The following is a 24,276-nucleotide window of genomic DNA, read 5'->3' as shown; positions in this document are numbered from 1 at the left end:
GTGTCGCCGGTAAGCAGACAGGGGTTTGAGATGAAATTCATCATCGCCATCATCAAACCGTTCAAGCTCGACGAGGTGCGTGAAGCCCTCGGCGCCATCGGCGTCGCAGGTATGACCGTTTCCGAGGTCAAGGGCTTCGGACGGCAGAAGGGCCAGACCGAGATCTATCGCGGTGCGGAATATTCCACGAATATGCTGCCCAAGGTGAAGATCGAGATCGCCGCAACCGACGCGATTGCCGCTCAGGTTGTCGAAACCATCCAGCAGACCGCCAGCACCGAAAGCATCGGTGACGGCAAGATCTTCGTGCTGGATCTCGCTTCCGCAACGCGCATTCGCACCGGCGAATCCGGGGATACCGCGCTGTGATCCGGGCGCATCACTTGAGGGGTAATACTATGATCCGCAAACTTGTTTGCGGCGCTGGCGCGCTTGGCGTGTCCATGTTCGCCGCTACTGCCGCCTGGGCGCAGGAAGCCACCGAAGCGGTGGCCGATGCTGCCGCGGCCGCAACGGATGCCGCCGTCGCCGCTGTGCCGGCCCCGGTCGCCGAAGCCGCTACCGAAGCGGCTGCTGCCGTTCCCAACGCCGGCAACAACGCCTGGATGATGACCTCCACGGTCCTCGTCCTGCTGATGATCCTTCCCGGCCTCGCGCTGTTCTACGGCGGTCTGACCCGTTCCAAGAACATGCTCTCCACCATGACCCAGATCGGCGCCACTGCCGCCCTGGCGATGGTGATCTGGGTTCTCTGGGGCTATTCGACCGCTTTCGGTCCGACCCCGCCGGAAGGTTTCCTGGGCCAGTTCATCAGCTCGGGCAGCCTGTTCCTTTCCTCTGTCACGCCTGACACGACCGCTGCCACCTTCTCTGACGAAGTGATCAGCGAATATGTGTTCGTCTGCTTCCAGATGACCTTCGCTGCGATCACTGCCGCGCTGGTTCTGGGTGCGACGGCCGAGCGCATGAAGTTCGGCGCGACCCTGCTGTTCACCGCCATCTGGCTGACGATCGTGTATTTCCCGATCGCTCACATGGTGTGGGCCGGCGGCGGTCTGCTGTTCGAAATGGGCGCCCTGGACTTCGCCGGCGGTACCGTTGTGCACATCAATGCCGGTGTGTCGGGCCTGGTGCTCGCCTACCTGCTCGGCAAGCGCAAGGGCTACCCGGCTGAGCCGATGCCGCCGCACAGCCTGACGCTGACCATGGTCGGCACGGGCCTGCTGTGGGTGGGTTGGTTCGGCTTCAACGCCGGTTCGGAACTCGAAGCCGACGGCACTGCCGGTCTCGCGATGATGAACACCTTCATCGCCACCGCTGCTGCGGCCCTGGCCTGGATGGTTGTTGAAAAGCTGGCTGGCCACAAGGCTTCCTCGCTGGGCTTCTGCTCGGGTGTGATCGCCGGCCTCGTCGCCGTCACCCCGGCTGCCGGTAACTCGGGTCCGATGGGCGCCCTGGTCCTCGGCGTGGTCGCTTCGGTGGTCTGCTACTTCGCGGTTGCCAAGCTGAAGCCGGCTCTGGGCTACGATGACTCGCTGGACGCCTTCGGCATCCACGGCATCGGCGGTATCGTTGGCGCCATCGGCACCGGCGTTGTCTACTCGCCCGCCCTTGGTGGCCCCGGCGGCGACGACTTCGTGATGTCCTCGCAGGTCATCACCCAGATCATCGCGGTTGCGGTTGCCATTGCCTGGGCTGCCATCGGCACCCTGATCGCTGGCTTCATCGTCAAGATGGTGGTCGGCCTGCGGGTCTCGCCGGAAGTCGAAGTCGAAGGTCTCGACATCGGCGAACACGGCGAACGCGCCTACAACTAATCGCAAGCTTGGCGGGATCGGGGCTCCTCCTCTCCTCCCCCGATCCCGCCTCACGACGTTCCTCCTGCGAACGCAAACTGAACAAGGGCCGGAGCCAGCCGCTCCGGCCCCTTTTTTGTGCCCGAACGGCGCTTTTCCGCTGCCACAATGCGCGCAGGCGTTCATATTGTGACGCGCTTCACTGGACGCGGGCCGGTGTTGCTGCTTTGTTGGGGGAGTAGCCGGTACGACCGGCGGTGAAGGAGTTGGATTGAGATGAAATATGTCATCGCGATCATCAAGCCGCACAAGCTCGACGATGTGCGCGAAGCGCTCAGTGCGATCGGTGTGGCCGGGATGATGGCCAGCGAAGTGAAGGGGTTCGGTCGCCAGAAGGGCCAGACCGAAATCTATCGCGGGGCCGAATATGCCACCAACATGGTGCCCAAGGTGAAAGTGGAAGTCGCGCTGCCGGATTCGCTGGTGGAACGCGCGGTGGAAGCGATCCAGCAGGCCGCTGCCACGGGCAGCATCGGGGACGGCAAGATTTTCGTCCTCGATCTTGGTTCCGCCCTGCGCATCCGCACGGGGGAAACCGGCGAAACCGCGCTTTAAGGCGCTGGCCGATCGAACAATGCACTGGCCGGAGCGCAACAATGCGGTTTCTCCCGGCCAGGCCTGCCTCCTGCCGCGCTGTCTTGCTTTTCGCGCGGGTAGTGTAGTGACAGGATCGAACTGATGTCCTACCCGGCGCGCCCAATGAACCGCGGAAATAGCGGCATGCGGGCGCAAGAACAGGAAACGACGAAAGAACGCCCATGCAGCAGTCCATGACCGACCGCCGTCTCGATGAGATGATCAAGAAGATCCAGAAGGGATCGATGAGGATGACCGAGGACGACGCTGTCGCGATCGCCGGTCAGCTTTACGGCAGCAAGCGCTACAAGCAGGCGGAAAACATGTGCCGCCAGATCCTCCAGTCCAAGCCCAAGCTGGCGGATGTCCACTCGATCCTCGGCGTCACGCTGACGGCGCTTGGCAAGCCCAAGGAAGGCATTGCCAGCCTGAAGCGCGCGGTCAAGCTGCAGCCCAAGGTTGCCCGGTTCCGCTCCAACCTGGGCGAGGTGCAGCGCCAGCAAGGCTATCTGGCCGATGCCATCGTCAGCCTGCAGGAAGCGATCGAAATCGATCCGAAGAACGCGCAGGCCCACAATAATCTGGGCATCGCGCGGTTCGACGGGCGCAATTATGCCGAAGCCGCCGCCTGCTATCGCAAGGCGCTGGAACTGCAGGCGGACTTCCCCGAAGTCTACAACAATCTCGGCAATGCGCTGCGTTGCATGGGCAAGAATGACGAGGCTATCGAAGCCTATCAGAACGCGCTGGCCTATCGGGAACGCTATCCGGAAGCCTACAACAACCTTGGCACCATGTTGCGCGACATGGGCAAGAATGAGCAGGCCGAACACGCCCTGCGCAAGGCGATCCAGCAGAACCCGCGCTACGTTGAAGCCCACACCAACCTTGCCAGCCTCTATTTCGCCGAAAAGCGCGACATTGATGCGCTGCGCCTGCTGGGCGAAGCGCTCAAGCTGGCACCGAACGATGTGCGCGCGCTGATCCTCACCGCGCGTATCCAGTCTCGCCGCGCCAACTTCACCGCTGCGGAACAGGCACTGCGCCTTGTGCTGCGCCAGCGGCCCGAACATGGCGAGGCGCTGACCGTGCTTGGCAGCGTGCTGCACGAAACCGATCGCTATGACGAGGCAGTGGCCCTGCTGGAAAAGGCCGACAAGCTGCAGCCCAACAATGCCGAAACGCTGAGCTATTACGGCGTCGCCCTGAAATCGGTCGGCCGGCTGGACGATGCGCGCGAAAAGATCCTGAGCGGGCTCAAGCTCAACCCCAACCTGATCGGCGCCTATGCCAATCTCAACGATCTGGTCGACTATTCCAAGGAGACCGAGCTTTACGAGAACCTGACCGAAGTGGTCGAGCGGATGAAGAACCGCCCGGTCGAACTTCGGCTGCCGCTCTATTACGCCTATGCCAAGGCGCTGGACGATAACGGCCAGCCGGAAAAGGCGCTCGAAAACTACATCGAAGGCGGCAAGATCAAGCGCAAGCTCCTCAATTACAGTGAGGAGGAAACCTTCAAGTTCTTCGAAGAGATCAAGGAGGCCTTCCCGCCCGAGATCTTCCAGAACCGGCCCTATGCGGGCAACCAGACGGATCGCCTGCTGTTCATCGTGGGCATGCCGCGTTCCGGCTCGACCCTGGTCGAACAGATCCTCGCCAGCAACGATGCCGTCTATGGCGCGGGCGAAGTGAAGTATTTCAGCCAGATGCTGCACAAGCTGCGCGATCGATTCCCTTCGCTCTCGCGTTTCCCGCAGATGGTCTCCGAACTGAAGCCCAACCACTACAAGCTGGTGGCCGATGGCTATGAGCAGGCCATGTTCAAGAACGCCGGCGATGCCCGGATCGTGACGGACAAGCTGCTGACGAACTACTTCTTCCTGGGCATGCTGCACCTGCTGTTCCCGAATGCGAAGTTCATCAACACTCGCCGCGACCCGGTGGATTGCTGCCTGTCCGCCTTCACCAAGCTGTTCAAGGACGACATGCCGCACAGCTACGACATGGGCGAGCTGGGCCGTTATTACCGCCAGTACGACGCGCTGATGAAGTATTGGGAATCGGTGTTGCCCGAAGGTGTTCTCAAGGTTGTCGAATACGAAAACGTCGTGGCCGACACCGAGAAGGAAGCGCGCGGGATCATCGAATTCCTGGGCCTGGAATGGGACGACAAGATGCTGGAGTTCCACAAGTCCAGCCGCCCGGTGAAGACCGCCAGCGTCGCCCAGGTGCGCAAGCCGATCTACAAGACTGCGGTGCAGCGCTGGAAGAAATATGGCGATGGCCTGCAGCCGCTGATCGACGCGATCGAGAAGGCCTGAACCGGCCATTCACCAGAACATCGGGAGGGGGGAGCTTCGGCTCCCCCTTTTCGTTGGTGCCCTCGCGTCATGTCAGGGCGCCTTGGCTACACGGCGCGGGGTCAGTCGCCTGAGTGCTGCTGCCGCGCGGCGGCCTGTTCCAGCCAGCGCGCGCGGATCGTGTCGGAAGTTTCCCGGCTGCCGTCGTGGCTCCAGCCCGGCTCTCGCAGCAGGTAGGACAGTTTGTGCCGCCAGGGTGCGTGCCACATGTCCCGCGCAATGCCGATCCATTCGTGGAATACCGACCATAGCAGGTTGAAGCTGCCCAACTGCTTCACGATGCCATAGTGGATGCGCAGATCGTCCCGCTCCGGCTGATAAGTGCCGAACAGCTTGTCCCACACGATGAAAGTGCCGGCATAGTTGCGGTCAAGATAGAGAGGATTGGTCGCATGGTGGACCCGGTGATGCGAAGGCGTGTTCATCACGGCCTCGAACCAGCGCGGCATCTTCCCGATGGCCTCGGTGTGGATCCAGAACTGGTAGATCAGGTTCAGCCCGCCGCAGAACAGGATCATGGCCGGGTGGAAGCCGATCAGCGCCAGCGGCAGGCGGAAGATGAAGGTGATGGCGATGAAGCCGGTCCAGGTCTGCCGCAGGGCAGTGGACAGGTTGTAATGCTGGCTGGAATGATGGTTCACGTGGCTGGCCCAGAACCAGCGCACACGGTGGCCGAAGCGGTGGGACCAGTAATAGGCGAAATCGTCCAGCACGAAGCAGGCCGCCCACGCCCACCATTGCCAGCCGATCTCCAGCAGGCGGAACTCGTAAAGCTTCACCAGCATGGCCAGCACCAGCGATGCAGTGAGGGCACCCGCAACAGTGCTGCCCAGCCCGAAGGCCAGCGACATGGCCGTGTCGCGCGGTTCATAGGCTTGCGGTGCGCGCAGCCGTGCCCAGATCATTTCGGCAAGGACCAGCAGGATGAAAGCTGGAATCGCGTAATTGACGGGATCGAAATCCGGCACCGCTCACCCCTCCGGCGCGTTTATGCGCCTTTCCCACGCCTCGGCTTCGAGGCCGAGATCCAGTATTGTCGGCGGGAAAGTGGGATCGGAGCCTGTCACCGTCAACTGCGTTCCATTGCGCAGTGCGCGCGCAGTTCGGTCAAGCAGGCGAGCCACGAACAGCGCGCCATGCGGCACCAGCACCATGATCCGGCCTTGCGAATCGCACAGCAGGGCCGCTCGCCCGTCGACGGCCAGCGTCACATGTTCGGCACTGAATCCGCACAATGCATTGTCTGCCAGATCGCAGGCTTGGGCTTCATCCGCGATACGCGCGCCACGGCCCAGGCCCAGCCAACGGGATACAAGTACGAGAAATGCGACCCCGGCAAGCGAGCCCGCGAAGACGAGCAGCTGCCCGGTCATCCCCGCGCGGCGTAGAGGGCGTCCATCGCAGCACGCACCGGCGAAACGTCATAACCGGCTTCGGCTGCCGCGCTGGCGATCTCGGCCGGCGCGCGGCCGCGCATGGCTTCGGCCAGCGACCAGAGCAGGGTGGAGCGTGTGCCGCTGCGGCAATAGGCCAGGATCGGGCCATGCGCTTCGCCCAGCGCCTGCGCCATGGCGAAAACATCATCTTGCGACAGGGTCTGCATCGTGACCGGAATGGCGATGTAGTCCATTCCCGCCGCATTGGCGGCTGCAGCGATGTCCTCGCCGGAGGTCTGGTCTTCCGATTCGCCTTCGGGGCGGTTGTTGATCACCAGAGTGACGCCAAGCTTTGCGGCCTCCGCAATGTCGGCCACGCCGATCTGCGGGCTGGCATAGACGCCGTCGCCAAGCTTGCGGAAATCGCTCATGCGGCCTTCTCCCCTACGCCAGCCTGCGTTTTGTTGCGGCGGTTGCGCTTCACCATGTTCAGCAGTTCGACACCCACCGAGAAGCCCATGGCCGCATAGACATAGCCCTTGGGCACGTGGAAGCCAAAGCCGTCCGCGATCAGTACGAGCCCGATCATCACCAGGAAGGCGAGCGCGAGCATGACCAGAGTGGGGTTCTTCTCGATGAAGGCGGCCAGCGGATTGGCGGCGATCAGCATCAGGCCCACTGTGATGACCACGGCAGTGACCATGATCGGCACATGGTCCGTCATGCCAACGGCAGTGAGGATCGAATCGATCGAGAAAACGAGATCGAGCGCGATGATCTGGGCAATGGCCGCGCCAAAGGCGATCTGGGCCACGCCCTTGTCCTGATCGAGCAACTCACCGCTTTCCACTTCAGGGTCCATGTTGTGATGGATTTCCTTGGTGGCCTTCCACAGCAGGAACAGGCCACCGGCGACCAGAATCAGGTCACGGCCGGAAAATGCCGTCTCGAAGCTTGGTTCGCCATGTTCGCCCGGCGCGCCTGTGATCCCCAGATCGAACAGCGGGGTCTGCAAGGTGACGATCCAGCCGATCAGCATCAGCAGCGCAATGCGCATGACCAGTGCCAGCATCAGGCCGATTCGGCGGGCCTTGGCCTGCTGATGCTCCGGCAACTTGTTTGAGAGAATTGCGATGAAGACGAGATTGTCGATCCCAAGCACAATTTCGAGCACGACCAGAGTGACCAGCGCAGCCCAGGCCGTGGGATCGGAAAGCAGGGATATAATGTCCATAACGGCCCGCCTTGTGCCGAAGCGGAACGTCGCTTGCAAGCGCATCTGATGGCGCCTCGGGGCGGCACAAGCGGCTGTAATATCGCAGTCAAGATCGAATCGCTTAAAACGTTCGCACAGAAAACGAATCTGGGTTATAGGTGGTGGATGTTTGTAGGGCGGGAGAGGGGTGTCCGCCCTCGCATCCGGCGCGTTTCGTCCGCGCGGCCGGGTGTATCGCATCCGCGAGACATATGTGGCGAAGTGAAGGTACGTTAGGTTTCATGGGTTTTGACAGAGGTCGTCGCGGCCGGGGACGCGACAAAAGGGATGGCATCGGCGAAGACGGCTTTGATCCCTTCATGGATGGCGGTCCGCGGTTCGGTGATTCCGATCGTTTCGGCGGTGGCGACCGCTTCGGTGGCGGTGACCGCTTCGGCGGCGGTGATCGATTCGGTGGTGGTCCCCGTGGCGGCGGTGGCGGCGGTTTTGGCGGCCCCCGTGGCGGCGGCGGTGGCGGCTTCGGCGGTCCCCGTGGCGGCGGCGGTGGTGGCGGCATGCCTGCCCAGGTTGTAGGTGCCGGCAAGGGCATCGTTAAGTTCTTCAATGCTGGCAAGGGCTTCGGCTTCATTCAGCAGGAAGGCGGCGGCGAGGACGTTTTCGTCCACATCAGCCAGGTTGAACGTGCGGGCCTCGAAGGTCTCGCTGAAGGTCAGGAACTGGCTTTCAACCTCGTCGATCGCGGCGGCAAGATTTCGGCTGCCGATCTCCAGATCGTCGGTGACGTGGTTCCCGTCCAGCAGCGCGCTGCTGCGGCCCCGCAGCGTCAGCGCACTGGCGAAAAGGCGACCGGCACGGTCAAGTTCTTCAACTCCATGAAGGGCTTCGGTTTCATCACTCGCGACGATGGCGAACCCGATGCGTTCGTGCACATCAGCGCGGTTGAACGGTCCGGCCTGTCGCAGCTCAACGAAGGCGACAAGCTGGAGTTCGAACTCGAAGTCGATCGACGAGGCAAGTACTCGGCGGTCAACCTTGTGCCCGTTCAGGGCTGACCAGCCCGCGTTTCGCCCGGCAGTTTGACCGGGCTTCCGCAAAAGCCTAAACGGTAGCGAATGGCGGCCCTCCGGGGCCGCCATTTGTCGTTCCAATAAACCTCACGGATAATACCACTCAACAGTCCAAGGGAGTTCCACGATGTCGATCACTCCGCTCATGCCCGTCTACCCCCGGTGCGACGTACGCCCGGTGCGCGGCGAGGGTTGCTACCTCATTGGGGAGCGCGGCGAACGATATCTGGACTTCGCGGCCGGGATTGCCGTGAACGCGCTTGGTCACGGTCATCCCCACCTGACCAAGGCGATCCAGGAACAGGCCGCCACGCTGATGCATGTCAGCAATCTCTACGGCTCGCCGCAGGGCGAAGCGCTGGCGCAGCGCATTGTCGATAATTGCTTTGCCGATACGGTGTTCTTCACCAATTCCGGTGCGGAAGCGGTGGAATGCGCGATCAAGACCGCGCGCCGCTATTTCTACGTCAACGGCCAGCCGAATCGCACCAAGATCATCACCTTCAACAACGCCTTCCATGGGCGGACGATGGGTGCGATCTCTGCCACCAACCAGCCCAAGATGCGCGACGGTTTCGAACCGCTGGTGCCGGGCTTCGCCTATGCGCCGTTCAACGATCTGGAAGCCGCGCTGGCGCTGGTCGATGAAGACACGGCCGGCTTCATGGTGGAAACCGTGCAGGGCGAAGGCGGGATGACGGCGGGCACGCCCGAATTCATTACGGGCCTGCGCAAGGCCTGCGACGAACACGGCATGCTGCTGATCCTGGACGAGATCCAGTGCGGCTATGGCCGGACCGGCAAGTTCTTCGCCCATGAACATTACGGCATCACGCCCGACATCATGACGGTGGCCAAAGGCATTGGTGGCGGTTTCCCGCTCGGCGCATGCCTTGCAACGGAAGAAGCGGCCAAGGGCATGGTGTTCGGCACGCATGGTTCCACCTATGGCGGCAATCCGCTGGCCATGGCGGCGGGCATGGCGATCCTTGATGTGATGCTGGAGCCGGGCTTCTTCGATCACGTCACCGCCATGGGCGAGCGTATGCGCTCCGCCTTCGAGCAGTTGATGCCCAATCACGATCATTTGTTCGAGGAAATCCGCGGCAAGGGCCTGATGCTGGGTATCAAGCTGAAGGAACCGGCGGTCTCGCGCGATTTCGTGGCGCATCTGCGCGACAATCACGGGCTGCTGACCGTCGCCGCCGGCGAGAATGTGTTCCGCGTGCTGCCTCCGCTGGTGATCGACGAAAGCCACATCGCCGAATGCATGGAACGGCTGAGCGAGGGGGCGCGGAGTTATGCGCCGCTTAGCGATGACTGATCCGATGATCCGGCATTTCCTCGACCTCTCCGATGCGGGAGGCGATGCGATCGCGGCGATGATCAATGACGCGATGGAGCGCAAGGCTGCGCGCTTGGCCCTGCCGAAGGGGGCATCCGATTCGGACGCTCCCCTCGCGGGCCATGTGCTGGCGATGATCTTCGAGAAGAACTCCACCCGTACCCGGGTGAGCTTCGACATTGCCATGCGCCAGCTTGGCGGCAGCGCCCTGATCCTGGATGCAGGCACAACCCAGCTGGGGCGCGGGGAATCGCTGGCCGATACAGCTCGCGTGCTCAGCCGCATGTGCGATGCGATCATGATCCGTACGGACGATCACGCCAAGATCGACGAACTGGCGCGCCATGCCAGCGTGCCGGTGATCAACGGCCTGACCGATCGGTCGCATCCCTGCCAGATCGTTGCCGATCTGCTGACCGTGGTGGAACATGGCAAGCCGCTGCCCGGCCTTGAAGTTGCCTGGCTGGGCGATGGCAACAACGTGCTTCACTCGATCCTCGAGGCTGCGGGACTGATGAAGTTCAATGTCCGCGTGGGCACGCCCTCCGGCTATGAACCCGATCCCGAATTCGTCGATATGGCCCGTGCGGGCGGCGCGGTGGTGACGCTGACCAACGATCCGGCCACGGCTGCGGCGGGGGCGGATGTCGTCGTCACCGATACCTGGGTTTCGATGGGCCAGGCCCATGCCGAGGAGAAGCTGGCCGCCATGGCCCCGTTCCAGGTGAACGAGGCACTGATGGCCAAGGCGGCTGCCGATGCGATCTTCCTGCACTGCCTGCCCGCCCATGTGGGCGAGGAAGTGAGCGAGGGCGTGTTCGAAAGCTCCCAGTCCGTGGTGTTCGACGAGGCCGAGAACCGCATTCACGGGCAGAAATCCGTGCTGCTCTGGGCATTCGGAAAACTCTGAAGGCATATTCTTGACTGACGTTGTACCCATTCTCGAAGATGAAACCGGTTTTGACCGGCTGCTGACCTTCACACTACCCGACCGCGATGCCCGCGGCCGGGTAGTGCGCCTTGGTCCGGTGGTGGAAGAAGTCCTTTCGGCCCATTCATATCCTCCTGCGATCAAGTGCCTGCTGGCTGAGGCACTGGTCCTTGCTGCCCTGCTTGGCTCGCTGCTGAAGGAAGACGGCAGCCAGATCACCATGCAGGCGCAGGCCCAGGGCGGGATCGTCTCGCTGCTGGTGTGCGATTATCGCGGGGGCGAACTGCGCGGCTACGTCCAGTTCGATGAGGCGGGCGTGGCATCGCTGGGCGGGAACCCCTCCCTCGGCGCGCTGTTCGGCGAAGGCTATCTGGCTATCACCTTCGATCTCGCCGCAAATGGGCAGCGTTATCAGGGCATTGTTCCGCTGGAAGGCGGTTCTCTGGCCCAGGCCTGCGAGAGCTATTTCGCCCAGTCCGAACAGGTTCCCACGCTGATTCGCGCGGCGGTTCGCACCAATGGCGAGAATTGCGTGGCGGGCGGACTGCTGGTGCAGCATCTGCCCGAAGGCGAGGAAGGGCGCGAGCGCCTGCATGTGCAGCTCGACCATCCCGAATGGGAACATGTGGCCGTGATGGCGGGCAGCACGCGGCATGACGAACTGACCGATCCGTCGCTCTCGCTGGAGGCGCTTGTATGGCGTCTGTTCCATGAAGAGCGCGAAGTGCGCGTGGAAAAGGGCGCCCGCCTGACGCGCGGCTGCCGCTGCACCGTGGCCCATTATGAGAGCGTCCTTTCGCGCTTCCCCGAGGCGGAGCGGGCTGAAATGCGCAATGAAGAAGGCGCCATCGTGGTCGATTGCGCTTTCTGTTCCAGGCTGTTCAAGATCGAATTGTAACACGGTTCGTCGTCCATACAGGGCAATTTGCCGTTCAGCTTCGTCGTGTTACAAGGCCTGCAACAATGCGGGGGCGGAGTTTTCATTCGATGCAGAAGAAAGGATTCGCCGGGATGCGCCGGATTGCGGCGATTGCCGGTATCCTGCTGGGAATCGCGATTGCGCCTGCCGCCGCGCAGGGGCCGGAGCTTGCCATGCTGGACGGGCTGCGCAGCGGATCGTGGGAATTGCGCATTCGCGGTGATTCCGCGCGCAAACGCATCTGCGTGCATAATGGGCGTGACTTCATCCAGATCCGCCACAAGCAGCCGGGCTGCAGCCGCTTCGTCGTGAATGACGGAGCCAGTGAAGTGACGGTGCATTATTCCTGTCCCAATAATGGCTATGGCCAGACGACGATCCGCAAGGAAAGCCCGCAGCTGATCCAGATCAGCACGCAGGGCGTGGAAGGCAAATCGCCCTTCAACTTCATGGCTGAAGCACGCCATGTCGGCCCCTGCTGATCCGGGGGCAGAGCGCGCGCTTGCCACTGCGATACAGGCGGGCTAGCCCCGCCACATGGGCGCCCTTTCCAAAGTTTCGGACAAATCCGCGGTCGTGCTGCTTTCGGGCGGGCTCGATTCCATGGTCTCCGCCGCACTCGCGCGGGAGGCCGGTTACACGCTTTATGCGCTGACCATCGATTACAACCAGCGCCACCGGCGTGAGATCGAGGCGGCCAGCCGGATCGCTCGTCATCTGGAAGTGCGCCGCCACGTGGTGCTACCCCTCGATCTCAGCCGCTTCGGCGGATCGGCGCTGACCAGCGACAAGATCGAAGTGCCCAAGGATGGCGTGGGTGAGGAAATTCCGGTCACCTATGTGCCCGCACGCAATCTCGTTTTCCTTTCGCTCACGCTTGCCATGGCGGAAGCCAGCGGCGCGCGCGATCTGTTCATCGGGGTCAACGCGCTCGATTATTCGGGCTATCCCGATTGCCGCCCGGAATTCATCGCCAGTTTCACCGAAACCGCCCGCCTGGGTACCAAGGCCGGGGTGGAGGGCGAGCCTTTCACGGTTCAGGCGCCGCTGCAATTCATGGGCAAGGCCGACATTGCGCGCGAATGCATAAGGCTGGGCCTCGATCCGGCAATGAGCTGGTCCTGCTACGATCCCACGCCTGCGGGCGAGGCCTGCGGAGCCTGCGACAGCTGCCGCCTGCGCCGCAAGGGCTTTGCCGATGCCGGGCTGACCGACAACACGCAATATGCAGCCGGAGCCCCGCCGGTCTAAAGCAGAAACGACGGGGGGAGGAGAGCGGGATGACCGAGGCGGAAAAACCGGCCGGCAACTATGGGTGGTATGCACTGGGCGTGCTGGTGCTGGTCTACATGCTCAATTTCATCGACCGGCAAATCCTTTCCATTCTTGCGAATGACATCAAGGCCGATCTGGGACTGTCGGACGCCGATCTGGGCTTTCTCTACGGCACTGCCTTCGCGATCTTTTATGCCCTGTTCGGTGTACCGTTGGGGCGGCTGGCGGACGGCTGGCACCGTGTGCGCCTGCTGAGCCTTGGCCTCAGTCTATGGTCATTGATGACCACTCTTTCCGGCTTCGCGCGCAATGGCACCACTCTGGCGCTGGCCCGTATCGGCGTGGGCGTGGGCGAGGCTACCGCTACCCCATGTGCCTATTCCTTGATCGCAGACTGGTTTCCCGCCCGGATGCGCGGCACGGCCCTGGGCATCTATTCGGCGGGCCTGTTCATCGGCAGCGGCTTGTCGCTGCTGATCGGCGGCGCGATCGTGGAGGCGTGGAACGGCGCCTATCCGCAAGGCGGGCCGATGGGCCTTGTCGGCTGGCAGGCGGCCTTTATCGGCGTGGGCCTGCCGGGCGTGGTGCTGGCCCTGTGGGTGCTGACTCTGCGCGAACCGGTGCGCGGTGCCATCGACGGTATCCCGACCCAGGGCGATCCTCATCCGTGGCGGGTGTTCATGGAACAGCTCGTCCAGCTCATTCCGCCGCTGACCCTGATCGACGCGACGCGGCGCGGTCCGAAGGCGCTGGCGATCAATCTTGCCGGTGCAGCGGTGATCGGCGGAATTTTCTGGCTGCTTGCGTACCTTACCGCCAGTCCGGCGCAGTTCCTGTTCCTCGGCCTTGGCTATTATGCCGTCTTCAGCTGGGCCTGTGCGCTCTATGACCGGGACCGGCCGCTCTTCGCGCTGACCTGGGGATCGCCCGCTTTCATGGGTATCGTCATCGCCTATGGTGCCGACTGTTTCGTGGGCTACACTGTGTCCTATTGGGCAGCGCCCTATGCGGAACGGGTGTTCGATGTGGACAAGGCATCGCTCGGCCTGCTGATCGGCGCCCCGGCGGCCCTGGGCGGGTTCCTTGGCGTAGTGTTCGGCGGGCGGCTGGCGGATATGCTGCAGGCACGCTTCCCGGCAGGGCGAATCATGGTGCTGGCAATCGCCCTGATCATGCCGGTGCCGATCATGCTGGTGGGCTACAGCACCGGCAATCCCACACTGTTCTACATCCTCGCCTTCGCAGTGCAGTTCGTTACTGCATCGGCGCTGGGGGCGGCGGGTGCGGCCAGCCAGTCGCTGGTGCTGCCCCGCATGCGCGGCACGGCGACGGGGATATTCTTCCTCGGCACCACCCTATGCGGCCTCGGCCTTGGCCCGTTCATGGCTGGCTTCGTTTCGGAAACGACGGGCGACCTGGCCTTTGGCGTGAAATCCACGCTGATCTCGGCCCCGTTCGGGCTGGTGGCGCTGGCCATTGCCATCCGCACTGCCCCCCGGGCCGCCGCCACAATCATGGAGCGGGCCCGGGCAGCAGGGGAAAAGCTGGCCGCCTAAGCGGCGATCAGTGTGCTGCGATCACGCCGCAGGCGATGCGGCCGCCGGCATTGCCTGCCGGGTCCGACATATTGTCGTCCGGCCCGGCATGGACCACCACGGCCGTGCCGTCCGCGTCGTAAATGTCGGCCAGCACTTCATCCTTCGTGCCGCGCAGAGTGGCGGAGATAGAGCCGGTGCCATCTGCGGCGATGGTTGCATTCGGCAGGTCGCCAAGATGCGAGCCCTGCGGATTCTGCATGCCGTGCTGACGCATGCCGGGATTCAGGTGGCCACCGGCGGAAGTGAAGCCGGGCGCTTCGCACGAACCGGTGGTGTGCAGGTGAACGGCGTGGATGCCCGGCGAAATGCCCTGCAGCGTAATCTGCACTGACATCTGATCGCCGCTGGCGAAAAGCTGCGCCTTGCCCGCAGGCGTGCCGTCGGCGAGGTGGAGCGTGGCCGCACCCATGGGTGCGAGCGGCTTTGCGGCGCTGGCGGGTCCGGCTTCGCCAGCCGACTGGCACGCACCCAAGGCCGCGAGAAGAGCGAATGGGGCGATGATTCGGGGTGTGTTCATGGCGTAACTCCTTGCGCTGCTTGTGCTCTCCTAACGCAGAAACAGGGTAAAGTGCCCCCGAAACTTCAGGCGGATGGCAAGATTCCCGCATCGACCAGGGCCGCGATCAGCCCGGCAATGGCGGTGCGCGCCTGTGTATCCACTGTGGTCCCGCCAGTGGGAAGAGCGGGCGCGGCGGGCCTGTTCCAGCCGCCGAGATAGGGCATTGTCTGGCCGGTCGAGCGGTCAAGCAGGCGCATCCCGTCGCGAGGCGGGGCGAAGATCCACGCGCCCGCGCTCCAGCAGGCAAGCTCGCCTGCATGGCCTGCCCATGCCCCGGAAGGGGCCGCGCCGATCAGCCAGCATTCGCCCGGATCGGGCGCGGCAGGCGGCGCGCCCGCCTCCCCCTCCACGGCGGGGTGCAGCAGGGCGTCGATCAGCACATGGGCTTCGTTGACGTGAAATTCCTTCTGGGCCTGCCCGGCGAAAAGCAGCGGCAGGGCAAAGCGCGGGCTGGTCGATGTGAAGCTGATGGGATCGGGCATGGTGGCTCCTTCAGGTCAGGAAAGATTGGTCAGCAGCAGCGGGTGCGACTGGGCGAAACTGCCCACCTGCCGCACCCAGAGCGGTGCGGCGGGATAGGCGGCGGCCAGCGGGGTAAGGATCGCGGCAGGCAAAGTGAGCGAAGGGCTGGAAACATCCCAGAAGGCGGCAGGCAGATCGGGCGGACCAAGCCCGACGCGATAGGCCTCCACCTGCTCGGCCAGCGGCACATCGACTTCATTGGCCCAATCCCACGCCCCGCGCGCCCGGCGGGTCCAGCCGAGGGCAATACCGCCATCGGCGAGTCGCTGTGCACGAGGATGGACGGGCGTGAGCGGGCGCAGGGTCAGGCCCGGATTGGCGATGGGGGCACTCACCGGTTCGTGGTCGGCAAGGCCTGCCGCGAGGATCGCGGTTCCCTGCGACGGGCCGACCTTGGCCGGATCGAGCAGGCGCGGCGCGCCGTCCAGCAGCACGAAAGGCGCGCCTGCCGGGTGGCCTGCCTGCGCCGCATCCTCCGTCCCGCCCCGCCCGCGCAGCAGGCCCGCAAGGCGCCACCGGCCCGCGCCCAGTGCAGTGGCCGTGGCGAACTGGATCACTTCCCCGCCCAGCAAGGCCCGGTTCGCCCCATTGGCGAGCGCTTCCGGCGTGGCGGAAGTGAGCGCGAAATCTTCCGAAGCGAGCAGCACATCAATTGTGGCCCCGCGTTCCAGCAGCACGGCGGCAGATGGCGGCGTGGCGGCGATGGCATGGCCGATGATGCAGCGCCGGGCGCCACTTCCGCCCAGCGAAGTCAGCACTCCGCCGCGTTCCGCATGCAGCGCCGCGCCGCGCCAGCCCGCCCCGATGGAACTGGGCGCGGCATAAATCATCGGCCTGTCGCCCGTGCCCATGCCGTCCCACGGCAATTCGAAACATTCGAGCAGAGTGGGGCTTACGGCAAGATCGGGCGGGGAGAGGTGTTTGCCGGGGTCCGCGGGTTGCTGGCGGGCGGAACCGCGCGGCAGGCGGCGCAGTTCCAGCGCCACGCCTTCCTCGCTCCATTCCCAGCTCTCGATCCGCCAGTGGCCGGGAAATCCGGGCGCGCGCACAACTGTGCCGGGCGTCAGGGCCGGATCGAGCTGGGCCATCCGCCAGTTGAGACTTTCCCGCGCCCATGCCTGCCTTTGCGCGGCTGCGTTCACCAGCGCGCGGGCATCATTGGCGCAAAGCGTGCCGGGCAAGTCGATCGCGGTCCCTTGCCCCGGCCGGGCGCGGCCATCGGCGCGCTGCAGGCCGGGCAGATAATCCCGCTCTGCATCGTAATAGCGCAGGGTATCGGGCACAGGCCCTGCGGCCCCGCCGCGCGTGTGGCGGATGCCGCTCGCGCTTGCGAATCCCTCGCCATGGGGCGCGGCAGCGGGTGGGGGGAGCAGGGGCGGCGCTTCGGGCTGGGCATCCGCCGGGCGGATCGCCAGTGCATCGCCCGTCACTTCCAGCGCCATGGGCCAAGCGGTGTCGAGCATGGCCAGCATGTCCGCAAGGTGCCCGCCTTCCTGCGTGTAGCCCCGCAGCCCGGTCAGGTCGCGGTGGCTGGTGAAGGGCGCGTCCAGCGGTTTGAGCAATTGCGCCAGTGTCACTTCGCCATCATCGGCGAGGATCTCGAAGGTCAGGGCCGGAATGCGATTGCCGAAATCGGCCAGCTGCAAATCCTCGAATACGACATAGGCCGTGTGGCGGAAGGCGGGGCAGGCTGCACCGATGTCGGATGCGATCAGCGGATCGAGCGGCTGGTCGCCATATCCGCGGTAGAGCCGCATTGCCCCGCCTGCCTTGAGGTCGCCCGCTGCGCCGCGCAGCAGATTGCCATCCGCCCAGATGCGGCCGATGTCCCTGATCGGGCGGCTGGACAGTGCGACCGCGAAGGAGGCGGAATAGGAATAGGTGGTGAGCGAAGGGCCGCCCTTGCCGCCGCTCGTTTCGCTGCTCTCGGCAAGCTCGGTGGCCCAGATGATCGTTCCGGCACTGCGCACGCGGCCGTGCTGGCGCGGAATGGGCGCGCCATAAGTGGACATGGTGACCGCCAGTTCCTTCAGGCGCGGCCCCTCGCGGCGGGGGCTGCCGATCAGGGCGCGGTCGATCTGCTGGCCGGCCAGCGCGCCGAATGCGCCGAGCAGCGGCCCACCGGCCATGGTGCCGATGGAGGAAAGGATCAGTGTAGCCATGGATGGTTCCTCAGGCGGGAGGGGAAAGGCGCCAGCGGCGCAGGACTGGCCAGGGCAGCGGTGGCGGCGTGATGACCACGCGGCGCAATCCGGCATGGGCATGGATTGCCGCGCCGCCTTCGCCGTGGATCAGCAGATGGTGCTGCAGCGGGCCGGGCTGGGTGAGCAGCAGATCGCCGGGAAGCGGCGATGTGGTCGTCTCGGCAAAACCTGCGCGGGTTAAGAAGGAAAGGGCGTGGGCAATGTCACGATTGCGCAGGCCGTAATGGCAAGGCGCGGGGGCTTCCCGGCCGATGGCGGCCAGCGCGGCATGGACCAGCCCCACGCAATCCAGCCCACTTGCCGGATCGCGCCCGTGGAGGCGGAAAGGCACGCCTGCCAGACCGGCGGCGGCGCGGGCGAGGGCGCTCCCTTGCGCATTCATTGCGGCGCCAGCGGATAACGGGCGAGCAGATCCATGCCCGGCAGGAACGGCTCGCCCTGAAAATTCGCGGCATTGCCGAAGCGCGCGGCGCAAGTGGCAAGCGTATGGTCGCATCCTTCGCGCAGCAGCGCGCGCGAGCCGATGGGCGTTGCGGGATCGATGGCGAGGTCCAGCAGCAGCCCGTCCACGCCTGCCTCGATCACCTCCATCGCCAGCCCCACCTGCGGCCCGTCGATCCAGCGCAGGCTGCCGCCTGCCAAGGCTTCCGGCGCGGGGGCACCGGTGAAGGCCACCCGGTTGGTTTCGGGATCGATGGCGGCCAGCACGCCTTCGTGTGTGAAACGCGCGGATGACAGCGTGCAGCCCGGCCCGCAGAAAACAGCGCGACAGGTCGGGCTTGTGCGGGGCACCGGGTCGATGTTCAGTGCCGCCTTGGCGGATTGCAGATCGGCGGAGAAGCCCGCCGCCTCCTGCGCGATAGTGCCCAGTTCGCCGGAATAGAGCAGCGCGCGTTCCAGCGTTTCCCAATCCACCACTCCCACGATGATGCGCGCCCCGTCGAACCGCCCGGCGGCAAGGTCGGCAGCGGAAATGGCATCGTGAGACAGGGCGCCTTCCACTTCGGCGCTATCCGCTTCCAGCCCGGCATTGCGGCGGATGGCGGAAGGCAGCATTCCGGGCGCGGCGCGGTGCAGCAGCCCGTCGAACCACAGATCGCGGTCATGCCCGGTGAAGCCCAGCGCCACCCCATCCCGCCGCTCGATCCGCCAGTAAAGCGCGGTGCCTTCCAGCTCGCTGGCGAAGAATACGCGGCTCATGCTGCTTCCCTCACTTCGATCAGTGGCACGCTGGGGGCTTCGCCTGCGGCAAAGCTGGCGCCGGTCACGTCCAGCCGGTCTTCCGCGAAGCGCACCGGCACATCGAACAGGAAGCCGGCGCGGATTTCCGCACCTGCGGGCGGGGCGGCGGCGAAAGTGAGCAGGCCCTTTTCGCCCAGTGTCCAGCCGCTGGCGGGCATGCCGCCTACGCTGACGGTCACGCTTTCGGGCCGGGGCCGGGTGATCGGGCGGGTCTGCGGATCGTCCGACCCGCCATAATGCTTTACCAGCCGGAAGCTGGCCGTGGTGCCATCCCCCGTGCCGAGCTTCTGGTCGAGCATGGTGGGCGTGCCTGTCATCCCGTTGGAGCTGCAATCGAAGGGATCGGCCAGCAGGAAGCCGCGCGCCGCGCCGCGCCGGGCGCGAAAAAAGGCGATCAGCGTGCCGAGTTCCTCTTCGGAACGAATGCCCGGCCCGACATCGAAGCGCAGCCGCGCATCGGCCCAATGGCTGGCGCGGCACTCATGCCCCGATGCGGTGACAGTGATGCTGGTGGAAAATTCCGGGCTGACCCCGGCGTCGCGGCCAAGGGCCAGCGGATAATGGACATCGTCGAAGGCCTGCATGGCGTCTCCTTCCGGTGGGGCAAGCAGAGTGAAACCGTCGCGCGCGACCTGCGGCAGCGCCCAGACGAAGCGGCGGGCAATGCCGCGCGCGGCGGCTTGCGAAAGACCGACGTCGATCCGCCGCCATTGTGCTTCGGAATTCTCCGCCGAGGGGACGAAGCCCGCGAGATAATCCTGCCGGTCAGCCGGATAGCCCAGCCGCTCGTCCAGCAGGGCATAGGCCGCGCGGCGCAGGCCATCGGCCCCGGCGGTCAGCCAGTCGTAATCCTCCACCTGCAAGCGGTCGAAGGCCGGGAAGGCCCAGCCCTCGGGCAGATTGGCGCGGTAGAGTTCCGGCATGGCGGGATCGAGAATGGTGGGAGTGAAGGCCAGCAACAGCACTTCGGCCCCCGCCTCGCCCGCAGCCTCGCGCACGGAATCGGCCAGGGCAGCGGTGGAGGCAGCCAGCAGGGCGCCCGCATCATCCAGCAGGGCCTTTTGCGCCTCGCCCAGCGGCAGGCGCATGTCCGGGATATTGGGCGGATGGCCGCCCAATGCCGCTTTGGCCGCATCGTCATAGAGGCAGATGCGGCCATCCGGCGTGACCCACCACCACGGCTCCCCGATCTGGAAGAGCACCTTCAGGCCCGCCACCTTCTGTAACGCCACCACTTGCGCGGCCACAGCCTGCAACCAGCCATTCGCGCCGGGATGGGCGGGGGAAAGCAGGGCGGATGGCGGGCTCCATGCCGTGCGGGCAGGCATGCCGTCGAAGGTGCGCTGCTGCCAGGCGGGCGGGCAATGCTGGGCCAGCATTTCGTAGGAGAGCGATGCAATCGCCTCATAGCCTTGTGCCGCGCAGAGGCGGAAGAAATCCGCATGCCATGCAGCGGCGGGGCCGGAGAGAGTGCCCGCTGGATCGGCCAGCAGGGCCGCGCCATCCGGCACCAGCCGGAACAGATGGCTCATGCCCAGATAATGGACGATCCGCCCGCGATAGCCGAGGCCGCGCACGGAACGCAGCACGCGGGCGGGCGTCTGGTTGTAGCAATCGTCATAGCCAGTCGCGATGCCTGTGCCATGCGGGGGCAGCAGCACATCGCCGATGCGCAGCATGGGGCGATGGCCCTCGCAGGCGATGTCGCTCATTTCGGCCCAGCCATCGACGCGGGCAGGTAGCGGATCATCCGAACCGGGCGCATAGCCGGGCGGGGCGAGTGAGATGAACATGCGGTCGATCGCCGCCGGATTGACCGGATCGGCCCCTGCCGAAACGCTCCACCCGCTGTCGAGCGCGGAGAAGGGCAGTTCCACCAGCGCATCTTCCGGCGTGCCGCTGGCATAGTTCCACAGGCGGACATACCAGGCGCGCGGAGTGCCCGTTGTATCGCGTCCCTCGATGGTCAGGGTCGGGCCATTGGCGGCGTCGAGCGGCTGGATGCCGCCGGACCGCCAGCGGAAACGCAAGGTGGTGCGCGAATAATCGCCGTCCGTCTCATAGGCGAGCAAGGGGTGGTCAATCCGGTCCGTGCTGTCCCAGATCAGCCCGGCAAGGTCCGATTTGCGGAAGAATTCGGCGTCGATCCGCAGCGCGTCGGGCGCCGTGGTGGTGACGCTGGCCATCATCGGGCGGGGAAAATCGACGGTCCAGAAACGCGGATCGAACCGCTGGAGCCAGTCCGTCTGTTGCCCGTTTCGCCGGGCGGCGAGCCAGAATGCCATGACATGTCCTTTCTAAAGATCCTCCCCGTTCGTCTCGGGCGAATGGGGAGGGGGACCGCCGCCGAAGGCGATGGTGGAGGGGGCGTTGCGCTATTGCCCCTCCGTCACGCGCCTGCGGCGCGCGCCACCTCCCCATCCTGCTGTGCAGGACAGGGAGGAGATTTCACCCCTCCACCGCCCGCCGGACGGCGCTGGCCAGCTGACGGGAAGAACGGCGCAGGGCCGTGGGTGTGTCGCTGCCGCGCGGGGTGGTGAGCCGGATCGCCACGCGCACATCGCGCGGGCTTCCACCAGGCTGGGCCTCCACGCGGCCCGCGCTGGTGGGGACGAAAAGTTCCGGCCCCCGCTCCCCCACCACATAGGCGCTGCCGGGGCTGACCGGGCCGCCAGTCGCCCTTCCCGGCAGGCCGAAGAGCGCGCCGACAAGGCTTCCTGCCAGTCCGCCCAGTCCACCGTTCCCGGCGCCTCCTCCTGTGCCGAAAATCGAGCCAAGCCCGCTCTGCACTGCCTGCGCGGCGATCTCGTCCATGGTGCGCAGGGCCCCGCGTTTCAGATCGTCGAAGCCCAGCCCGCCTCGCCTGATCGCGGAAGTCAGGCCGCTTTCCAGCACGCTGCCCGCCCGCTCGAACCCGCCGACCAGCGTGCCGTCCAAGGTGGAGCGCATCGCCTCCATGTCCTGCGCGAAGCCCTGCGTATTGGCGCGCACATCCACCAGCAGGCTCTCGATTCCATCATCCATGGCCATCTTGCTCCATCAATCGGTTGAGGTCTGCGCGGGAGAGGGGCGCGGGATCGCCCCCGGCATCGGGCATAAGGATTGCGGCGAGTTCGGCGGGCGTGGCGGCCCAGAAGGTGTCCGGGCACCAGCCGAGCAGGCGCGGGACGAGGCCGGAAAGGCGCAGGGCAACCGGCGCCAGGCGCTCGCTCACTCGCGCCCCTGCAGGATCTGGCCGAGCAGCACGCGCAGGGGCTTGGCGGCTTCGGCAAGGCCCATGGCGAGAACCGCCTCGCCCATCTGGTCGCGGCTCACCCCGTCCGGTTCGGCGAGGCAATGCCAGAACAGGGCGGCCATCTCAGACAGGCGCAATTCCCCGCGCCCGGCCCGCTCCACCAGCGTGAAGAGCGGGCCGAGTTCTTCCTCCGCCGCGACCAGTGCGGCAAAGCTGGGCCGCAGCAGGCGGGCGCGGCCCAGCACCACAATCGCCGCCTCGCCCCGGAACGGATTGGCCGGGCGGCTCATGCGGGCACCACGGCACCGGAGCTTTCAAGCTGGAGCGTGTAGTTCCGCTCCCCATTGAAATCGCCGGCATAGTCCAGCCGCTGGATCAGGAAGCGCCCGCGCAGGCGCTCGCCATCTTCGAAGGACAGTTCGTAATCTTCCAGCGTGCCCGCCAGCGCATGGCTGCGCAGCGCACCTTCGGCCTCGCTGCCGAGGAAGATGCCCGCCGCGCTGACCGAGACGGAACGGATGCCTGCGCCGGAAAGCAGCTCGCGCCAGCCGCCCGATTGCTTGTGGGTGATGACGACACTGTCGCCATTGATGGACATCTGCGTGGTGCGCAGCCCGGCGACGGTCTGGTAAGCGGCGGGGCTGGCGCCATCGCCGATCTTGAGGAGGAAGGCGGAGCCTTTCTGGGCGGTCATAGGGTGTCTCCTGATGGGGGGTGGGAAATCGTCATCGCGAGGGGCGCAGCCCCGCGGCGATCCAGTTGGCTGGATGCAACGGCCATGGATTGCCGCGCGGCCTCCCGCCGCTCGCAATGACGAGGGTTGGGATCGGGTCGCGGCTAAGTGGCCAGAACCCGGAACCGGTATTCCAGCAGCATCGAGCGGGTGTTGTGCCTGCGCTGTTCCACGCGGGCGCGCAGGAACTGGGTGGTGACGATGGCGAAGCCCGGCTGGCCGCGCGGGATGGCTTCGACCCGGTCGCCAAGGGCGCGGACCAGCGCCCCGGCAGTGGCAGGGTCGCTGCCCCGGCAATGCAATTCCAGCGCGATGCGGATTTCCCGTCCCGTCACGCCCTTGGCGCTCCAGTCCGTGCTGGCGCTGGCGGCTATGCCCAGCCAGGGCAGGCTTGCGGCGACGGGTGCCTCTTCCGCCACCAGATTGACGGTGGCGAGCGCCGGATCGGCGCGCAGCCAGTCGAGCAGCGCGGCGCGCAGGAGGATTTCCATCGGTCAGTCCCCTTTGGTGATGAGCGGCCAGAGCAGGCGCGGCAGGCGCCAGCGCAGCGGATCGGCCCGGCGGGCGCGCAGGCCATTTTCGGCGGCGGCTGCCGCGATGCGGGCGGCCTTGGCAGTGAGCTTTGCCGTCAGGGTTCGGGTGGAAAGGCTCGCCCGGATCATGCCAGCCGCACCCGCCGCCATGGCCGCCACAGCGCGGCGACCGAAGCGGGGGGAGTGGCCGTGCCACCCTCGCTATCCCGCTCGCGATAGAGATGGGCGGCCAGCCGGATCGCCCCGTGGTGGATTGCCTCGGGCAGGGCGGCCCACTCACTGGCCATCCCGGCGGTTAGAGTGAGGGCAATGCGCTGCGCTCCGCCCTGCCGCAGCAGGCGCAGGCGGGCTGAGCCGTCTGGAGCCAGTTCGACGGCATAGGCATCGGAGGGGATTGGCGTGCGTGTGCCATCCGATGCCACGGCTTCCACTGCGGTGATCGCCTGCACCGGATCGGCAGTGAGGCGCAGCCAGCAGAGGGGGCGGGCGGGAAGCAGTTCCTCCCATTCCGTCTCCAGCGCGATGCGGGTGGTGAAGCCCTCGAACGCGTCGAGCGCGCTGCGCAGCAAAGTGGCGAGCAAGGCATCCTCCGCGTCGGAGGTAATGGCCAGCCACGCCTTCAATTCGCCCAGCGCCGCATCCGGCAGCGGGGCGGGGGTAAGGATTGTCCGCATGGGGGCGGTCTCCTGAAATGTTGAAGACCCCCCCCCTCGGGGGGGGGGGCAC

General features: G+C 65.5%; 28 protein-coding genes. 11 read left to right on the top strand and 17 right to left on the bottom strand.

What is annotated here, in order from left to right:
- Positions 1–30: 30 nt before the first annotated feature.
- The 4 genes from SZ64_RS13075 (at position 31) to SZ64_RS13060 (ending at position 4,756) form a co-directional block, all read left to right on the top strand.
- A complete protein-coding gene (locus tag SZ64_RS13075) occupies positions 31–369 on the top strand; it encodes a P-II family nitrogen regulator (protein ID WP_054531232.1) in 339 nt (112 codons plus the stop codon).
- Positions 370–398: 29 nt separating this feature from the next.
- Entirely contained in the window at positions 399–1,817 is a 1,419-nt protein-coding gene (locus SZ64_RS13070) for an ammonium transporter (protein ID WP_054531231.1), read from the top strand.
- Positions 1,818–2,072: 255 nt separating this feature from the next.
- On the top strand, positions 2,073–2,411 hold the full coding sequence (locus SZ64_RS13065) for a P-II family nitrogen regulator (protein ID WP_054531230.1): 339 nt from the start codon (positions 2,073–2,075) through the stop codon (positions 2,409–2,411).
- Positions 2,412–2,626: 215 nt separating this feature from the next.
- Complete coding sequence (locus SZ64_RS13060; protein ID WP_162225118.1) at positions 2,627–4,756, top strand: tetratricopeptide repeat-containing sulfotransferase family protein; 2,130 nt, start codon at positions 2,627–2,629, stop codon at positions 4,754–4,756.
- Between the two features lie 101 nt (positions 4,757–4,857).
- Here SZ64_RS13060 and SZ64_RS13055 read toward each other — a convergent pair whose 3' ends face one another.
- Genes SZ64_RS13055 through SZ64_RS13040 form a run of 4 tightly spaced genes read right to left on the bottom strand, consistent with a single transcriptional unit; the run spans position 4,858 to position 7,405 of the window.
- The gene (locus SZ64_RS13055) at positions 4,858–5,763 is read right to left on the bottom strand and encodes a sterol desaturase family protein (RefSeq protein WP_054531228.1); all 906 of its coding nucleotides are present in this window, start codon (positions 5,761–5,763) and stop codon (positions 4,858–4,860) included.
- Between the two features lie 3 nt (positions 5,764–5,766).
- Entirely contained in the window at positions 5,767–6,168 is a 402-nt protein-coding gene (locus SZ64_RS13050; RefSeq protein ID WP_054531227.1) for a hypothetical protein, read from the bottom strand.
- Positions 6,165–6,602 carry a TIGR01244 family sulfur transferase gene (locus SZ64_RS13045; RefSeq protein WP_054531226.1) on the bottom strand — a complete coding sequence of 146 codons (438 nt, stop codon included), beginning with the start codon at positions 6,600–6,602 and terminating at the stop codon, positions 6,165–6,167. The genes SZ64_RS13050 and SZ64_RS13045 overlap by 4 nt, the downstream gene beginning before the upstream one ends.
- Positions 6,599–7,405, bottom strand: a complete 807-nt coding sequence (locus SZ64_RS13040; RefSeq protein ID WP_054531225.1) for a TerC family protein — start codon at positions 7,403–7,405, stop codon at positions 6,599–6,601. Before SZ64_RS13040 ends, SZ64_RS13045 begins: the two co-directional genes overlap by 4 nt.
- Positions 7,406–7,668: 263 nt before the next feature.
- Here SZ64_RS13040 and SZ64_RS19030 point away from each other — a divergent pair, with 263 nt between their 5' ends.
- The 7 genes from SZ64_RS19030 to SZ64_RS13005 all read left to right on the top strand — a co-directional run bounded on the left by SZ64_RS19030 (position 7,669) and on the right by SZ64_RS13005 (position 14,480).
- On the top strand, positions 7,669–8,439 hold the full coding sequence (locus tag SZ64_RS19030) for a cold-shock protein (protein WP_082384584.1): 771 nt from the start codon (positions 7,669–7,671) through the stop codon (positions 8,437–8,439).
- Between the two features lie 142 nt (positions 8,440–8,581).
- Positions 8,582–9,778, top strand: a complete 1,197-nt coding sequence (locus SZ64_RS13030; protein WP_054531223.1) for an aspartate aminotransferase family protein — start codon at positions 8,582–8,584, stop codon at positions 9,776–9,778.
- Positions 9,779–9,782: 4 nt separating this feature from the next.
- Positions 9,783–10,709, top strand: a complete 927-nt coding sequence (gene argF / locus SZ64_RS13025) for an ornithine carbamoyltransferase (RefSeq protein ID WP_054532248.1) — start codon at positions 9,783–9,785, stop codon at positions 10,707–10,709.
- Positions 10,710–10,719: 10 nt separating this feature from the next.
- Positions 10,720–11,628 (top strand): Hsp33 family molecular chaperone HslO, encoded by a 909-nt coding sequence (locus tag SZ64_RS13020; protein WP_082384583.1) that lies wholly within the window; start codon positions 10,720–10,722, stop codon positions 11,626–11,628.
- 89 nt (positions 11,629–11,717) lie between these two features.
- A complete protein-coding gene (locus tag SZ64_RS13015; protein WP_054531222.1) occupies positions 11,718–12,131 on the top strand; it encodes a hypothetical protein in 414 nt (137 codons plus the stop codon).
- Between the two features lie 55 nt (positions 12,132–12,186).
- Complete coding sequence (gene queC, locus SZ64_RS13010) at positions 12,187–12,900, top strand: 7-cyano-7-deazaguanine synthase QueC (protein ID WP_054531221.1); 714 nt, start codon at positions 12,187–12,189, stop codon at positions 12,898–12,900.
- Positions 12,901–12,929: 29 nt separating this feature from the next.
- Complete coding sequence (locus SZ64_RS13005; protein WP_054531220.1) at positions 12,930–14,480, top strand: MFS transporter; 1,551 nt, start codon at positions 12,930–12,932, stop codon at positions 14,478–14,480.
- 7 nt (positions 14,481–14,487) lie between these two features.
- On the opposite strand, the gene SZ64_RS13000 is transcribed toward SZ64_RS13005, so the two are convergent.
- From SZ64_RS13000 to SZ64_RS12940, 13 genes are all read right to left on the bottom strand, one after another.
- Positions 14,488–15,039, bottom strand: a complete 552-nt coding sequence (locus tag SZ64_RS13000) for a superoxide dismutase family protein (protein WP_054531219.1) — start codon at positions 15,037–15,039, stop codon at positions 14,488–14,490.
- A 65-nt stretch (positions 15,040–15,104) separates the two neighbouring features.
- Entirely contained in the window at positions 15,105–15,563 is a 459-nt protein-coding gene (locus SZ64_RS12995) for a DUF2793 domain-containing protein (protein ID WP_054531218.1), read from the bottom strand.
- 15 nt (positions 15,564–15,578) lie between these two features.
- On the bottom strand, positions 15,579–17,765 hold the full coding sequence (locus SZ64_RS12990) for a phage tail protein (RefSeq protein ID WP_054531217.1): 2,187 nt from the start codon (positions 17,763–17,765) through the stop codon (positions 15,579–15,581).
- Positions 17,766–17,775: 10 nt separating this feature from the next.
- Entirely contained in the window at positions 17,776–18,189 is a 414-nt protein-coding gene (locus SZ64_RS12985) for an NlpC/P60 family protein (RefSeq protein WP_054531216.1), read from the bottom strand.
- Positions 18,186–19,007 carry a DUF2163 domain-containing protein gene (locus SZ64_RS12980; RefSeq protein WP_054531215.1) on the bottom strand — a complete coding sequence of 274 codons (822 nt, stop codon included), beginning with the start codon at positions 19,005–19,007 and terminating at the stop codon, positions 18,186–18,188. Before SZ64_RS12980 ends, SZ64_RS12985 begins: the two co-directional genes overlap by 4 nt.
- Entirely contained in the window at positions 19,004–21,334 is a 2,331-nt protein-coding gene (locus SZ64_RS12975; RefSeq protein WP_054531214.1) for a DUF2460 domain-containing protein, read from the bottom strand. Before SZ64_RS12975 ends, SZ64_RS12980 begins: the two co-directional genes overlap by 4 nt.
- Before the next feature lie 163 nt (positions 21,335–21,497).
- Positions 21,498–22,073 carry a hypothetical protein gene (locus SZ64_RS12970; protein ID WP_054532246.1) on the bottom strand — a complete coding sequence of 192 codons (576 nt, stop codon included), beginning with the start codon at positions 22,071–22,073 and terminating at the stop codon, positions 21,498–21,500.
- Complete coding sequence (locus SZ64_RS12965) at positions 22,066–22,263, bottom strand: phage tail assembly chaperone (RefSeq protein ID WP_054531213.1); 198 nt, start codon at positions 22,261–22,263, stop codon at positions 22,066–22,068. The genes SZ64_RS12970 and SZ64_RS12965 overlap by 8 nt, the downstream gene beginning before the upstream one ends.
- The gene (locus SZ64_RS12960) at positions 22,260–22,574 is read right to left on the bottom strand and encodes a gene transfer agent family protein (RefSeq protein ID WP_054531212.1); all 315 of its coding nucleotides are present in this window, start codon (positions 22,572–22,574) and stop codon (positions 22,260–22,262) included. The genes SZ64_RS12965 and SZ64_RS12960 overlap by 4 nt, the downstream gene beginning before the upstream one ends.
- Positions 22,571–22,978, bottom strand: coding sequence for a phage major tail protein, TP901-1 family (locus SZ64_RS12955; RefSeq protein ID WP_054531211.1), 408 nt, complete (start codon positions 22,976–22,978; stop codon positions 22,571–22,573). The genes SZ64_RS12960 and SZ64_RS12955 overlap by 4 nt, the downstream gene beginning before the upstream one ends.
- Before the next feature lie 143 nt (positions 22,979–23,121).
- Positions 23,122–23,508 carry a DUF3168 domain-containing protein gene (locus tag SZ64_RS12950; RefSeq protein ID WP_054531210.1) on the bottom strand — a complete coding sequence of 129 codons (387 nt, stop codon included), beginning with the start codon at positions 23,506–23,508 and terminating at the stop codon, positions 23,122–23,124.
- 3 nt (positions 23,509–23,511) lie between these two features.
- Entirely contained in the window at positions 23,512–23,679 is a 168-nt protein-coding gene (locus SZ64_RS12945) for a hypothetical protein (protein WP_156313641.1), read from the bottom strand.
- Entirely contained in the window at positions 23,676–24,224 is a 549-nt protein-coding gene (locus tag SZ64_RS12940; RefSeq protein ID WP_054531208.1) for a phage head-tail connector protein, read from the bottom strand. The genes SZ64_RS12945 and SZ64_RS12940 overlap by 4 nt, the downstream gene beginning before the upstream one ends.
- Positions 24,225–24,276 lie beyond the last annotated feature (52 nt).

Origin of the sequence: Erythrobacter sp. SG61-1L (assembly GCF_001305965.1) — a bacterium.
Lineage (GTDB): Bacteria > Pseudomonadota > Alphaproteobacteria > Sphingomonadales > Sphingomonadaceae > Andeanibacterium.
Note: the sequence above shows the minus strand (reverse complement) of the source record. Positions and strands in the feature narration are given on the sequence as shown.